This window comes from Streptomyces sp. iso_384 (assembly GCF_056172905.1).
In genome coordinates this window covers 2,753,676-2,767,421 of sequence record NZ_JBWBTT010000001.1, presented here as the reverse complement: position 1 = coordinate 2,767,421, position 13,746 = coordinate 2,753,676, and the positions used below count along the sequence as shown (strand labels likewise).

Genomic DNA, 13,746 nt, shown 5'->3' with positions numbered 1-13,746 from the left:
TCGAACTGTTCAACACCCGTCAGGGCTTGGCTCCATTTGGTTCGGATACGCAGGAACGGCAGGACACATGACCGTGCAGCAGGACTCGCCGGGCGACAGTGACACGCAGGACCTGGAGGTCTGGATCGACCAGGACCTCTGTACGGGCGACGGCATCTGTGTGCAGTACGCCCCCGACGTCTTCGAGCTGGACATCGACGGCCTGGCGTATGTGAAGAGCTCCGACGACGAGCTGCTGCAGGACCCGGGGGCGACCACTCCGGTGCCGCTGCCGCTGCTCCAGGACGTCGTGGATTCGGCCAAGGAGTGCCCCGGGGACTGCATCCATGTGCGGCGCGTCAAGGACAACGTCGAGGTGTACGGGCCGGACGCCGACTAGCCGGCCGGGGCCCACCGCCCGGACAGCGGGAGCGGAGCCGTGAAGCGTCGCTCAGACGCTGCGGGCGAGGTCTCCGGAGGTGCGGACGAACGCCTTCCCCTTCCACCGCCAGGAGGCCTGTTCCTCCTGGTCGGGGCAGCAGCGGGGGACGTCGAGCGAGGAGTAGCCGAGGAGGGTCGCCGAGACGACGCCGTCACGTACGGCGAAGTCCCCGACCGTCTTCTTGTCAGCGGGGTCCACCAGGGTCGCCACGACCCGGGGTGCGGCCCCGCTCGCCTGTGTCAGGACGTAGATGCCGCCGGGCGGGGAGCCCGATCCGGCGGCGCAGTGCACCACGGCGACGGTTTCCGGCCGCCCGTCGCCGTCGAGGTCCCCGGGGGCCTGTTCGGCGACCGTCGTCCCGGCGCCGCCGCACTCCAGCGGGAAGTCCACCCCGGCCGGGTCCGGGGCGGGCACCGGAGCGCCGTGCTGCGTGGTGGTCCGCTGCTCGGGGGCCGTGGCGGTCGCGGTGGCCGTACGGGGCTGGAGCAGCCCTGCCAGCGCGACGACGCCCGCCATCGCCGCGGCCGTGGCGAGCCAGTGCACCGGCTTGGCGGCGGTGTGGGCGAGCTCCGGGAGCGCGGGGGTCTGCACGCGGTATGTCTCCTGATGGTTCCTGGAAGCCCGGTGAGGGGGTGGGAACACCCCTGCGGGGTGGCCAGCATCGTGCCACACCTCACACCCGGGTGGAACGGCGGGGTATCGACGAATGAGGGTCTCAACGAAAAGGCGCCGCCGCGCAGTTCCCCGGTCGGTCGGGGAACTGCGCGGCGGCGCCGGTGCGTTGTCCGGGTCAGCCGCGGTCGGCGGCGGAGCCTCCGCGGCTCTGGCTGCCCGGTCCCTCGTAGTCCTCGCCGTAGGCGCCCTTGGAGGGGCGGCGGCGGCGCAGCGGCGGCTCGACGCCGTCCGCGAGGCGGCGGGCGGTGACCAGGAAGCCGGTGTGGCCGATCATCCGGTGGTCGGGGCGGACGGCGAGGCCCTCCACGTGCCAGTTGCGGATCATCGACTCCCAGGGCTGCGGTTCGGCGAAGCAGCCGATCTCGCGGATGGACTCGACGGTGCGCGAGAGCTGGGTGGTGGTGGCCACGTAGGCGCAGAGGATGCCGCCGGGCACCAGGGCCTTGGAGACGGCCTCCAGGCACTCCCAGGGGGCGAGCATGTCCAGCACGACGCGGTCGACGTCGGTGTCGGAGAGGTTGTCCTGGAGGTCGCCGACGGTCAGCTGCCAGGCGGGGTGCGGCGAGCCGAAGTAGCGCTCGACGTTCTGCTGGGCGATCTCGGCGAAGTCCTCGCGGCGCTCGTAGGAGTGCAGCATGCCCTGCTCACCGATGGCGCGCAGCAGGAAGGTGCTGAGCGAGCCGGATCCGACCCCGGCCTCCACGACGCGGGCGCCGGGGAAGATGTCGGCGAAGGCCAGGATCTGCCCCGCGTCCTTGGGGTAGACCACGGCGGCGCCGCGGGGCATGGACAGGACGTAGTCGGGGAGCAGGGGGCGCAGCGCGAGGTAGGCGACGTTTCCCGTGGTTCGGACAACACTGCCCTCGGGAGCACCGATCAGCTCGTCGTGCGGGAAAGAACCCTTGTGGGTGTGGAAGTTCTTTCCGGCTTCGAGCGTGAAGGTGTAGTGGCGGCCCTTGGGGTCGGTGAGCTGTACCTGGTCCCCGACCTTGAAGGGCCCGCGTCGGCGGGCGGCACCGGTCGGTTCAGACATGTGACCAGCCTACCGGTGATTCCGGGCCCGCCGACCGCCCAGGGCCTCGGCGGCGAAGGGCCGGGAGGGCGGTCAGGCTTCGGGGCGGGCCATGGCCTTGACGAAGGCGCGCTCCACGTCGGCGGTGGAGAGGACTCCGTAGATCTGGCCGGTCTCCTCGACCACCAGGTATTCGGTGGCGGGGGTGGCCTTGAGCCGGTCCAGGAGGGCTTCGCCGGCCAGTTCCGCGGGGACCTTCATGCCGTCGGTGAGGTCCTGGGCGAGGCCGCTGACGGCGACCCAGGGGCGGCGGTGTTCGGGGACGCCGGCGATGGCCGCCTCACGGACGACGCCCTTGGGGTCGCCCTGCCCGTCGACGACGACCAGCGCGCGGGCGCCCGCCTCGTTGGCCCGGCGCAGCGCCTCGGAGAGCGGGGTGGCGGACTCGACGGGAACGGCGCGGCGGGTCAGGGTGCGGGCCCGGAGGTCGGGCAGGTGCTCGCGGAGGCGGGCCATCCGCAGGCTGTTCCCGGCGCCGGTCCAGATGATGCCGGCGAGAATCGCGGCGAGCAGCGCGTCCATGACGGTCTCGACGCCGCCGATGTCCTGGGCGGAGCCGCCGAGCGCTCCGGTGTGGGTGAGCAGCGGCAGTCCGACGAGGACGACGACGGCGAGGCCGCGGCCGACCCAGGCGGCGGCGATGGTGCCGCTCATGGGCTTGCCGGTGATCTTCCAGACGACGGCGCGGAGCATCCGGCCGCCGTCGAGGGGCAGGCCGGGCAGCAGGTTGAAGGCGGCCACGATGAGGTTGGAGATCATCAGGCCCGCGAGCAGGACGCCGGGGACCGTGCCGGGCTCGACGAACTGCATCGCACCGTAGAAGACGCCGCCGAGGACCAGCGACAGGAGCGGTCCGACGAAGGCGAGGACGAACTCGCGGCCGGGTGTCTCGCTCTCCTTCTCGATCTCCGAGACGCCGCCGAAGAACTGGAGCTGGATGCGGCGGACCGGGAGCTTGTAGCGCAGGGCGGCGACCGTGTGGGCCAGTTCGTGGACGAGCACGGAGGCGTAGAAGGCGATGGCGAAGAACAGCGCGACGAGATAACGGGCGGCGCCCAGCTCGGGCAGCACGCGGTCGAGCTGGCCGCCGAACACCCAGGTGATCAGTGCGGCGACGACGAACCAGCTGGGGGCGACGTAGACGGGCACGCCGAAGGGACGGCCCATGAGCAGGCCGCCGCCGGGTTCCGCGGGGCGTTTCGGCTTGCCGTTGTCGGGGTCGGTGCCGGGGGCCGTTCCCCCTGCGCCGGGCTGCGGCCGCCCGCTGTCGCCGCTCTCGTCCACGGGGTCCCTTCGGTTCGGTGAGTGGCCTTTGCCACGATCATGCAGTGTGCGAGGGTCTGCCGTCGATGGTATGCCGCTGACTGTCAGTGGCGGGCCGTAGGGTCTGGAGACATGACTTCCGTGCCGCGGCCGCCTCGGCCGCCTTCGTCCCTGTCGCCGTCGCGGGCGAGCGATTTCATGCAGTGCCCCTTGCTCTACCGCTTCCGGGTCATCGACAGGCTGCCGGAGAGGCCCAGCGAGGCGGCTACCCGCGGCACTCTGGTCCATGCGGTGCTGGAGCGGCTCTTCGACGCCCCGGCGGCGGACCGTACGGCGCCGCGGGCGCGGGCGCTGATTCCGGGCCAGTGGGACCGGCTGCTGGAGTCGAGGCCGGAGCTGGGCGAGCTGTTCGCAAAGGACACCGAGGGCGAGCGGCTGACGCGCTGGCTGGGCGAGGCGGAGCAGCTGGTGGAGCGGTGGTTCTCGCTGGAGGACCCGACGCGGCTGGAGCCGGCGGAGCGCGAGCTGTTCGTGGAGACGGAGCTGGAGTCGGGGCTGCGGCTGCGCGGGGTGATCGACCGGGTGGACGTCGCGCCGAGCGGTGAGGTCCGGATCGTCGACTACAAGACGGGCAAGGCGCCGCGGCCGGAGTATTCCGACGGGCCGCTGTTCCAGATGACGTTCTACGCGCTGGTGATCTGGCGGCTGAAGGGCGTCGTGCCGCGCCGGCTCCAGCTGGTCTATCTGGGCAGCGGGGACGTCATGACGTACGACCCGGTGATCGCGGACCTGGAGCGGGTGGAGCGCAAGCTGCTGGCGCTGTGGGACGCGATCGCGCTGGCGACGGAGACCGGTGACTGGCGGCCCCGCCCGACGAAGCTGTGCGGCTGGTGCGACCACCGGGCGGTGTGTCCGGAATTCGGCGGGACTCCCCCGGTCTATCCGCTGTCGGTCCGCCCGGCGGACCCGGGTGAGGATGGCCAGGGCAGAATGGGACCGGTCCGGGCCGAGGCCGGCCGAGCCGTGGCCCTTGAGGGCCCTTAAGGAGTTCCTGTGGCGATCCGCGTCCTTCTGGTCGATGACCAGCCTCTGCTGCGCACCGGTTTCCGGATGATTCTGGAGGCCGAAGGCGATCTGGCGGTGGTCGGTGAGGCCGGTGACGGTCTGCAGGCCATCGATCAGGTGCGGGCGCTGCAGCCCGATGTGGTGCTGATGGACATCCGGATGCCGCGGATGGACGGGGTGGAGGCGACCCGTCAGATCACCGGCCCCGGGAAGGACGGCCCGGCGAAGGTGCTGGTGCTGACCACCTTCGATCTGGACGAGTACGTGGTGGAGGCGCTGCGTGCGGGGGCGAGCGGCTTCCTGCTGAAGGACGCTCCGGCGGCCGAGCTGGTGCAGGCGATCCGGGTGGTGGCGGCGGGCGAGGCGATGCTCGCGCCGAGCATCACGCGCCGGCTGCTCGACAAGTACGCGGACCATCTGCCGTCCGGTGAGGACCCGGTGCCGGACGCCCTGCACACGCTGACGGACCGTGAGGTCGAGGTGTTGAAGCTGGTGGCACGGGGGCTGTCCAACGCGGAGATCGCGGCGGATCTGTTCGTCAGCGAGACGACGGTCAAGACGCATGTGGGCCATGTGCTCACGAAGCTGGGCCTGCGCGACCGGGTGCAGGCCGCGGTGTACGCGTACGAGAGCGGGCTGGTGCGCCCCGGCGCGCAGTAGCGGCCCCCGCTCCGGCATCCGGCACCTCGTCCCCGTACGACGAAGCACCTGTACGACGAAGCCGTCCGGCCCGTCCGTCCTGTTTCCAGGAGGGGGGCCGGACGGCTTTCCGGCCGGGTCTCAGACGCTGGGCCGGTTGAGCTCCCAGAGCTGGAGTTCGGAGGTGGCGCTGACGGAGCGCTCCACCCCGGCGATGCCGTCACGGGAGGCGACGTACTGCTTGCCCTGCCAGATCGGAAGGACCGGCACATCGGTGGCGACGATGTCCTGGAGCTTCTCGTAGGTGATGGCGGCGGCGGTGCGGTCGGCCTCGCGGCGGGACTGCGGGATCAGGACCTTCTGCGCCTCGCGCGAGCGGTAGGGCGAGTTGAGGAAGTTGTTCGCGTCCAGGAAGGGCGCGGTGTAGTTGTCCGGGTCCGGGAAGTCGGGGAACCAGCCCATGCCGTAGGCCGCGTAGTCGCCGCGCTTCTGCTCGGGGCGGTACTTCGACCACTCCTTGCCCTTGACGGAGACGTCGAAGAGGCCGGAGCTGTTCAGCTGCTGCTGGAGCGCCTTGAACTCCTCGGCGGTGGCCGAGCCGTAGTGGTCGTTGGTGTAGTGCAGGGTGAACTTCACCGGCGTCTTGATCCCGGCGTCGCGGAGGATCGTCGCGGCCTTGGCGGTGCTGGGCTCGCCGTACTTGTTGAAGAAGGCGTTGGTGTGCCCGGCGATGCTGGAGGGGATCAGCGAGTAGAGCGGTTCGGCGGTGGTGCCGTACACCTTGCCCGCGATCTCGCCCCGGTCGATGATCTGCGCCATGGCCTGCCGGACGGACTTGTTGACCACGGGGTCCTTGGTGTTGAACCCGAGGTAGCTGATGGCCAGGCCGGGCATCTCGGTGAGCTCGACACCCTCCTTCGGCTCCACGAGCATGTCGTGGGCCTGCTCGGGCGACATCGCCCGGGTCATCATGTGGATCTTCTTCTCGTCGAGCGCCTTGCCCATGGCCTCGGCGTCGGGGAAGAGGTCCATCTCGATCTTGTCGTTGAGCACCTTCAGCTCGCCCTTGTACGAGGGGTTCTTGGTGAAGGCGATCTTGACGACCCGGCCGTCCTCGATCTGCGGCTTCATGGTGTACGGGCCGGAGCCGTCGACCTGGAAGCCGGTGCGCGCCTCCTTCGCCGGGTACTGCGCCTTCGGGACGATGCCGGCGGCGGGGGTGGCGAGCTTGTACGGGAAGGTCGCGTCGGGCGTGTTCAGGTGGAAGATCACCTGGTCGTCGCCCTTCGTCTCGATCATGTCGATGTTGGAGAGCAGGCCGACCGGCCCGCTGTCCGAGTCGATGTCGATGACGCGCTGGATGGAGTGCTTCACGTCCTCGGCGGTGACGGGCGTCCCGTCGGCGAAGGTGAGGCCCGCCCGCAGGGTGCAGCGGTAGCTCTCGTTCGCGGTGTCGGTGAAGGTGCAGCTGCGGGCGGCCTCGGGCACCGGCTCGCCGCCGCCGTTGGGCACCGCGGTCAGGGTCTGCACGGTCTGCCGCAGGACGTTCCAGACGCCCGCTTCGTAGCCGATGGCCGGGTCGAGCGGCGCGGGGTTCTCCTTGGAGGCCACGAGCTGGTCCGTGGTGCCGACGACGATGGCTCCGTTGCCACCGGCGCCGCTGTCCGCGCTGCCGCAGGCGGCGAGCACGGGGGCGAGCAGGCCGACAACGGCCGGCAGCACCAGGGTCTTGCGGTTCATCTGGGCGTTCTCCCTCATCCCGGCAGGTGAGGAATCAAAGTTAGTAGCCGCCGGTGGCCGCCTCCGACCGCGCGGAGGGCGGCTCACGCTCCCCCGGCGGCCGAAGCGGGCGACATACGAACACGATTACGGACAGCTCACCCGATCCCGGCGGGCCCCGGGAGGCTTCCGGGTGAGGAAGGTCACGCGTCCAGCCTCTTCACATATGCGCCTGGTGGCTGATCCTCATCCATGGAATGTTGCCGGAACGCACACGGGCGGAAGCAGAAAATCCGCTGTTCGTTCACAACCGGACGCCGGTTCGCATGGGCGATCGTTGTACGTCAGCCCGTTCCGCCCGCTCCGGTGATGAGCTTGCGGAGGAAGGCGAGGTCGACCTCTTCGAGGGAGCCGACGACCACGCGTCCGGCCGCGGGCGCGATGGGGGCGACGGACGGTACGGCGACGACCCGGCATCCTGCGGCCTCGGCGGCGGCCACGCCGGTCGCGGTGTCCTCGATGACGGCGCAGCGCCAGGGGGCGGCGCCGAAGCCCGCGGCGGCTGCGAGATACGGCTCGGGGTGGGGCTTGGTGCGGGCGACCTCGTCCCCGGCGACCGTGAGCGCGAAGTGGTGACGGCCCACCGATTCCAGCACCCGGTCGATGATCCGGCGGTGCGAGGCCGAGACGAGGGCGGTGGGCACCTCGTAGGCGCCCAGTTCGGCGAGGAGCCGCTCGGCCCCGGGCATCAGGGGCACGCCGCGCGCGATACGGCTCTCGAAGCCGTCGTTGAGCAGCACCGTCAGCTCGTCCAGCCGGATGTCGGCGCCGGTGACGTCGATGAGGTAGCCGGCGCTGCGGGTCATCGGACCGCCGACGACCACGTCCCGCCAGGACTCGTCCAGCCGGTGCCCGAGACCGGCGAAGACCTCTTTCTCGACGTCCCACCAGAAGCCTTCGGTATCGACCAGGGTTCCGTCCATGTCGAGAAGGACCGCCTGCAGGGCGGCGCCTTCGGCCGTGCGGGTCAAGGACGCGGGGACCGTACTGGTCATCCGGCACACCTTCCGTAAGGGACGAGAAGGCCGGCCGCCATTCCCGAAAGTGGGAGGGCGACCGGCCTGCACTGGACCGACCAGTGTACGACGTGTCCCGTCGCGGTGCGCGAAAGGCGCGTGACCACGGGGCGAAGTCGGCCCTACCGGGCGTTGAAGTACTTCGCCTCGGGGTGGTGGATGACGATGGCGTCGGTGGACTGTTCCGGGTGGAGCTGGAACTCCTCGGAGAGGTGGACGCCGATGCGTTCCGGCTGGAGGAGGTCGGCGATCTTGGCCCGGTCCTCCAGGTCCGGGCACGCCCCGTAACCGAGCGAGAACCGTGCGCCGCGGTACTTCAGCGCGAACATGTCCTCGACGTCCGCCGGGTCCTCACCGCCGAAGCCGAGCTCGCTGCGGACCCGGGCGTGCCAGTACTCGGCCAGGGCCTCGGCGAGCTGGACGGACAGGCCGTGCAGCTCCAGGTAGTCGCGGTAGGAGTTGGCGGCGAACAGCTCGGCGGTGGCCTCGCCGATCCGGGAGCCGACGGTGACGATCTGGAGACCGACGACATCGGTCTCGCCGGACTCCTCCGGACGGAAGAAGTCCGCGAGGCAGAGCCGACGGGCACGGCGCTGGCGCGGGAACGTGAAGCGCGTGCGCTCGGATCCGTCCTCGTGCAGGAGGACCAGGTCGTCGCCCTTGGACACGCAGGGGAAGTAGCCGTAGACGACGGCCGCCTCCAGGAGGTTGTTGGACTGGAGGTGGTCGAGCCAGCCGCGCAGATGCGGGCGGCCCTCGGTCTCCACGAGCTCCTCGTACGTCGGCCCGTCACCGGACCGCGCCTGCTTCAGACCCCACTGCCCCTTGAACAGGGCGCCCTCGTCCAGCCAGGACGCGTACTCCTTCAACGGGATGCCCTTGACCACCCGTGTCCCCCAGAACGGCGGGTCCGGCACCGGATGAGTGACCGACACGTCCGAACGCGCGCCCGCCTCCGGCTCTTCGGCCTCGATCACCGGAACGTCCTTCTTGGGCACGCGGCGTTGCTTGAGCTCGGGCAGCACCGCGCCCGGCACGCCGCGCTTGACGCCGATCAGGGCGTCCATGAGGCGCAGGCCCTCGAAGGCGTCGCGGGCGTAGCGGACCTCGCCTTCGTAGATCTCGTGGAGGTCCTGTTCGACGTAGGCGCGGGTGAGGGCTGCGCCGCCGAGGATGACGGGGAAGTCGGCGGCCATCTTGCGCTGGTTGAGCTCCTGAAGGTTCTCCTTCATGATCACGGTCGACTTCACCAGGAGACCCGACATGCCGATCACATCGGCGCGGTGTTCCTCGGCGGCTTCCAGGATCGCGGAGACGGGCTGCTTGATGCCGAGGTTGACGACGTTGTAGCCGTTGTTGGAGAGAATGATGTCGACGAGGTTCTTGCCGATGTCATGGACGTCACCGCGGACGGTGGCCAGCACGATCGTGCCCTTGCCCTCGGCGTCCGACTTCTCCATGTGCGGCTCCAGATGAGCCACCGCACTCTTCATGACCTCGGCGGACTGGAGGACGAACGGCAGCTGCATCTGGCCGGAGCCGAACAGCTCCCCGACCACCTTCATGCCCTCCAGCAGCGTGTTGTTCACGATGTCCAGAGCCGCAGTGTCCTGGAGGGCTTCGTCCAGGTCGGCCTCCAGACCGTTCTTCTCACCGTCGATGATCCGCCGCTGCAGCCGCTCGTCCAGCGGGAGGGCCATCAGCTCCTCGGCCTTGCCCGCCTTCATCGACTTCATGTTGACGCCCTCGAACAGCTCCATGAGCCTCTGAAGGGGGTCATAACCCTCGGCGCGGCGGTCGTAGATCAGGTCGAGGGCGACCTTGACCTGCTCCTCCTCCAGCCGGGCGATCGGCAGGATCTTCGACGCGTGCACGATCGCCGAATCGAGGCCCGCCTTGACGCACTCGTCGAGGAAGACGGAGTTCAGCACGACGCGGGCGGCCGGGTTGAGGCCGAAGGAGATGTTGGACAGGCCCAGCGTGGTCTGGACGTCCGGGTGGCGCTGCTTCAGCTCACGGATCGCCCCGATCGTGGCGATGCCGTCACCGCGCGACTCCTCCTGACCCGTGCAGATGGTGAAGGTCAGGGTGTCGATGAGGATGTCGGACTCGCGGATGCCCCAGTTCGTGGTCAGATCCTCGATCAGCCGCTCCGCGATCGCCACCTTGTGCTCGACCGTGCGCGCCTGGCCCTCCTCATCGATCGTCAACGCGATCAGAGCGGCGCCGTGCTCGGCGGCCAGGGCGCTGACCTGCGCGAACCTCGACTCCGGACCATCACCGTCCTCGTAGTTCACCGAGTTCAGCACCGCCCGGCCGCCCAGCTTCTCCAACCCGGCGCGCAGGACGGGCAGTTCGGTGGAGTCCAGCACGATCGGGAGCGTGGAGGCGGTCGCGAAACGGCCCGCGAGCTCCGCCATGTCCGCAACCCCGTCACGGCCCACGTAGTCGACGCAGAGGTCGAGCATGTGCGCGCCTTCGCGGATCTGGTCGCGGGCCATCTCCACGCAGTCGTCCCAGCGCGCCTCCAGCATCGCCTCACGGAACTTCTTCGAACCGTTGGCGTTCGTCCGCTCCCCGATCGCCAGATAGGCGGTGTCCTGACGGAACGGAATGTGCTGATAGAGGGAAGCCGCGCCGGGCTCGGGGCGCGGGTCGCGCTCGGTGGGCGTCAGCTCGCGGGCACGCTCCACGACGGCCTTCAGGTGCTCCGGAGTCGTACCGCAGCAGCCGCCGATCAACGAAAGGCCGTAGTCCCGGACGAAGTGCTCCTGGGAATCCGCCAGGCCGTCGGGGCCGAGCGGGAAGTGCGCACCGTCCTTGGTGAGGACCGGCAGGCCGGCGTTGGGCATGCACATCAACGGCGTACGGGAATGACGGGCGAGATAGCGCAGGTGCTCGCTCATCTCGTCCGGACCCGTCGAGCAGTTCAGCCCGATCAGATCGATACCCAGCGGCTCCAGAGCGGTCAGCGCCGCACCGATCTCGGAGCCGAGGAGCATGACGCCGGTCGTCTCGAACGCGAGCGAGCAGATCAGGGGCACCTGGAGGCCGAGGGCGTCCATCGCCCGGCGGGCGCCGATGATGCTCGACTTCGTCTGCAGAAGGTCCTGGGTCGTCTCGACGATCAGCGCGTCCGAGCCGCCCGCGAGGAGGCCTTCGGCGTTCTTCTGGTAACCGTCGCGCAGCACGTCGTACGTGATGTGACCCAGCGAGGGCAGTTTGGTGCCGGGGCCGATCGAGCCGAGGACCCAGCGCTGGCGGCCGTCCTTGGCACCGAACTCGTCGGCGACCTCGCGGGCGATCCGCGCACCCGACTCGGAAAGCTCGAAGATCCGGTCGGCGATCTCGTACTCGTTCGCCGCCGAGTGATTCGCACCGAACGTGTTGGTCTCCACGCAGTCGACACCGACCGCGAAGTACTCCTCATGGACCGAGCGCACGATATCGGGCCGCGTGACGTTCAGGATCTCGTTGCAGCCTTCGAGATTCTCGAAGTCCTCCAACGTGGGGTCCTGAGCCTGGAGCATGGTGCCCATCGCACCGTCGGCCACCACCACACGCGTGGCAAGTGCGTCTCGGAGCGCGTCAGCGCGGGTCCGGCTGTCGGCGGCGGGTGTCGGCAACGAGGCCATGGATGATCTCCCAGGGATGCGACGGCTGTCGGCTTTGCGTCCTTCTTGGGGAAGGCGCACCTCGCCAGCGTAGCCCGACGTCGGCCGGCGCTGTCAGTACGTCCATGGGGCGGACTGCATGCTGTGCGGGGAGCGGCGGGTGCGGCCCGGTGGCGGACACTTTCCCCCGGAGTCCGGCGCAGGTCGGCATCGACCGATAGTGTTCAGCATTGTCGAACCGAGGTGGAGGAGTACGGCGCGATGGCCAAGAACATCCAGTCGCTGGAGCGGGCGGCCGCGATGCTGCGTCTGCTGGCGGGCGGCGAGCGTCGGCTCGGGCTCTCCGACATCGCCTCCTCGCTGGGGCTGGCCAAGGGCACCGCGCACGGCATTCTGCGCACCCTGCAGCTGGAGGGCTTCGTCGAGCAGGACGCGGCGTCCGGGCGCTACCAGCTGGGTGCGGAGCTGCTGCGCCTCGGCAACAGCTATCTGGACGTCCACGAGCTGCGGGCGCGCGCCCTGGTCTGGACGGACGACCTGGCCCGCTCCAGCGGCGAGAGCGTCCACCTCGGGGTGCTGCACCAGCACGGCGTGCTGATCGTCCACCACGTCTTCAGGCCCGACGACAGCCGCCAGGTGCTGGAGGTCGGGGCCATGCAGCCGCTGCACTCCACGGCGCTGGGCAAGGTGCTGTCCGCGTACGACCCGGTGGCCCACAGCGAGGTCATGGAGGCGGAGCGCCGCTCCTTCACCGGGCGCACCGTCACCACGGCCGACGAGTTCGAGGCGATGCTCGACCTGATCCGCGCGCAGGGCTGGGCCGCCGACGCGGAGGAGACCTGGGAGGGCGTGGCCGCCGTGGCCGCACCCGTGCACGACCGGCGCAGGATGCCGGTCGGGGCGGTCGCCGTGACCGGGGCGGTGGAGCGGGTGGCCCCGGGCGGCACGCTGCGCCCCGAGCTGATCGCGGCCGTACGCGACTGCGCCCGCGCGGTCTCCCGGGATCTGGGCGCCGGCCGCTTCTGAGGCGCGGGCCGCCCGCACCCTCCGCTCCGGCCCGGCGCACGCCCGGCGCGACCCGCACCCGCCACCTCGACCTGGCACACCCATGCCCGGCACGCCCGGCACCGGCCGGTAACGATCCCGTCGCGCACCGAGTCGTGGACCACAGAACCCTTGACGCTTCCTTCACTCGGGGGAAACACTGCCGTTCAACGGTCGGCATTGTCGAACGCCTAACGGCAATACGCGTTAGGGTGTGACAGTGCCAAGGGCCGGTCAAGCCCTTACAGGTGGGCTGCCCACGCTTCGTGGATACCCACCTGGGGCGCGGAACACCGGAGGGACCCGGTGATCCGCTCTCCCCTGGACGAAGGACGAAGGAGTCGCGGGTGTCCAGCTCCGACATTTTCATCGGCGAGACCATAGGTACCGCCGTACTCATCCTGCTCGGCGGCGGTGTCTGTGCCGCCGTCACGCTGAAGAGCTCGAAGGCCCGGAACGCGGGCTGGCTGGCCATCACCTTCGGGTGGGGCTTCGCCGTGCTGACCGGCGCCTACCTCGCCGGCGGCGTATCGGGCGCCCACCTCAACCCCGCGGTCACGGTCGGCCTGGCCATCCAGGGCGGCACGGAGTGGGGCAAGGTCCCCCTCTACCTCGGCTCGCAGCTGCTCGGCGCGATGATCGGCGCCCTGCTGGTCTGGGCGGTCTACTACGGCCAGTTCCGCGCCCACCTGACCGACCCGGAGATCATCGGCACCAAGTCCACCGACGAGGGCATGGTCGACCAGACCGCCGCCCCGAAGGCCGGCCCGGTGCTCGGGATCTTCTCCACCGGTCCGGAGATCCGCAACGGCGTGCAGAACGTCGTCACCGAGATCATCGCCACCGTCGTGCTGGTCCTGGCGATCCTGACCCAGGGCCTCAACGACGAGGGCAACGGCCTCGGCGCGCTCGGCGCGCTGATCACCGCCCTGGTCGTCGTCGGTATCGGCCTCTCGCTCGGCGGCCCGACCGGCTACGCGATCAACCCGGTCCGCGACCTCGGTCCGCGCATCGTGCACGCCCTGCTGCCGCTGCCGAACAAGGGTGGTTCGGACTGGGGCTACGCGTGGGTACCCATCGTGGGTCCGCTCGTCGGCGGCGCACTCGCCGGCGGGCTCTACAACCTCGCCTTCGCCTAGCCGCCCCTCCACCACCTCA

At 70.1% G+C, this 13,746-nt stretch carries 11 protein-coding genes; 5 read left to right on the top strand and 6 right to left on the bottom strand.

All coding sequences use genetic code 11. The features are described 5' to 3' along the window. The first annotated feature begins 67 nt into the window (after positions 1–67). Complete coding sequence (locus tag AC0VY3_RS12200) at positions 68–379, top strand: ferredoxin (protein WP_103506981.1); 312 nt, start codon at positions 68–70, stop codon at positions 377–379. 51 nt (positions 380–430) lie between these two features. On the opposite strand, the gene AC0VY3_RS12195 is transcribed toward AC0VY3_RS12200, so the two are convergent. The 3 genes from AC0VY3_RS12195 to AC0VY3_RS12185 all read right to left on the bottom strand — a co-directional run bounded on the left by AC0VY3_RS12195 (position 431) and on the right by AC0VY3_RS12185 (position 3,452). Continuing rightward, on the bottom strand, positions 431–1,012 hold the full coding sequence (locus AC0VY3_RS12195) for a hypothetical protein (protein ID WP_475549596.1): 582 nt from the start codon (positions 1,010–1,012) through the stop codon (positions 431–433). Positions 1,013–1,211: 199 nt separating this feature from the next. Then, positions 1,212–2,129, bottom strand: a complete 918-nt coding sequence (locus AC0VY3_RS12190) for a tRNA (adenine-N1)-methyltransferase (protein WP_003970161.1) — start codon at positions 2,127–2,129, stop codon at positions 1,212–1,214. A gap of 72 nt (positions 2,130–2,201) precedes the next feature. Then, positions 2,202–3,452 (bottom strand): site-2 protease family protein, encoded by a 1,251-nt coding sequence (locus tag AC0VY3_RS12185; RefSeq protein WP_103506983.1) that lies wholly within the window; start codon positions 3,450–3,452, stop codon positions 2,202–2,204. Positions 3,453–3,629: 177 nt separating this feature from the next. Here AC0VY3_RS12185 and AC0VY3_RS12180 point away from each other — a divergent pair, with 177 nt between their 5' ends. Together AC0VY3_RS12180 and AC0VY3_RS12175 are read left to right on the top strand one after the other, a co-directional pair. Then, entirely contained in the window at positions 3,630–4,475 is an 846-nt protein-coding gene (locus tag AC0VY3_RS12180; RefSeq protein ID WP_475549595.1) for a RecB family exonuclease, read from the top strand. A gap of 9 nt (positions 4,476–4,484) precedes the next feature. Further along, positions 4,485–5,156, top strand: coding sequence for a response regulator (locus tag AC0VY3_RS12175; protein WP_003970158.1), 672 nt, complete (start codon positions 4,485–4,487; stop codon positions 5,154–5,156). A gap of 120 nt (positions 5,157–5,276) precedes the next feature. On the opposite strand, the gene AC0VY3_RS12170 is transcribed toward AC0VY3_RS12175, so the two are convergent. From AC0VY3_RS12170 to metH, 3 genes are all read right to left on the bottom strand, one after another. Then, positions 5,277–6,875, bottom strand: a complete 1,599-nt coding sequence (locus AC0VY3_RS12170) for an ABC transporter substrate-binding protein (RefSeq protein WP_103506985.1) — start codon at positions 6,873–6,875, stop codon at positions 5,277–5,279. A 323-nt stretch (positions 6,876–7,198) separates the two neighbouring features. Beyond that, complete coding sequence (locus tag AC0VY3_RS12165) at positions 7,199–7,909, bottom strand: HAD family hydrolase (RefSeq protein WP_475549594.1); 711 nt, start codon at positions 7,907–7,909, stop codon at positions 7,199–7,201. 143 nt (positions 7,910–8,052) lie between these two features. Next, complete coding sequence (metH, locus tag AC0VY3_RS12160) at positions 8,053–11,565, bottom strand: methionine synthase (protein WP_475549593.1); 3,513 nt, start codon at positions 11,563–11,565, stop codon at positions 8,053–8,055. Positions 11,566–11,805: 240 nt separating this feature from the next. Between metH and AC0VY3_RS12155 the strand changes: the two genes are divergently transcribed. After that, positions 11,806–12,570 (top strand): IclR family transcriptional regulator, encoded by a 765-nt coding sequence (locus tag AC0VY3_RS12155; protein WP_103507000.1) that lies wholly within the window; start codon positions 11,806–11,808, stop codon positions 12,568–12,570. Positions 12,571–12,935: 365 nt separating this feature from the next. Further along, positions 12,936–13,727, top strand: a complete 792-nt coding sequence (locus AC0VY3_RS12150) for an MIP/aquaporin family protein (protein WP_103506988.1) — start codon at positions 12,936–12,938, stop codon at positions 13,725–13,727. Positions 13,728–13,746 lie beyond the last annotated feature (19 nt).

Coding starts and splice junctions, on each gene's coding strand:
- AC0VY3_RS12200 (WP_103506981.1), top strand. CDS start 68: ATGACCGTGCAGCAGGACTCGCCGGGCGACAGTGACACGCAGGACCTG.
- AC0VY3_RS12190 (WP_003970161.1), bottom strand. CDS start 2,129: ATGTCTGAACCGACCGGTGCCGCCCGCCGACGCGGGCCCTTCAAGGTC.
- AC0VY3_RS12180 (WP_475549595.1), top strand. CDS start 3,630: ATGCAGTGCCCCTTGCTCTACCGCTTCCGGGTCATCGACAGGCTGCCG.
- AC0VY3_RS12170 (WP_103506985.1), bottom strand. CDS start 6,875: ATGAACCGCAAGACCCTGGTGCTGCCGGCCGTTGTCGGCCTGCTCGCC.
- AC0VY3_RS12165 (WP_475549594.1), bottom strand. CDS start 7,909: ATGACCAGTACGGTCCCCGCGTCCTTGACCCGCACGGCCGAAGGCGCC.
- metH (WP_475549593.1), bottom strand. CDS start 11,565: ATGGCCTCGTTGCCGACACCCGCCGCCGACAGCCGGACCCGCGCTGAC.
- AC0VY3_RS12155 (WP_103507000.1), top strand. CDS start 11,806: ATGGCCAAGAACATCCAGTCGCTGGAGCGGGCGGCCGCGATGCTGCGT.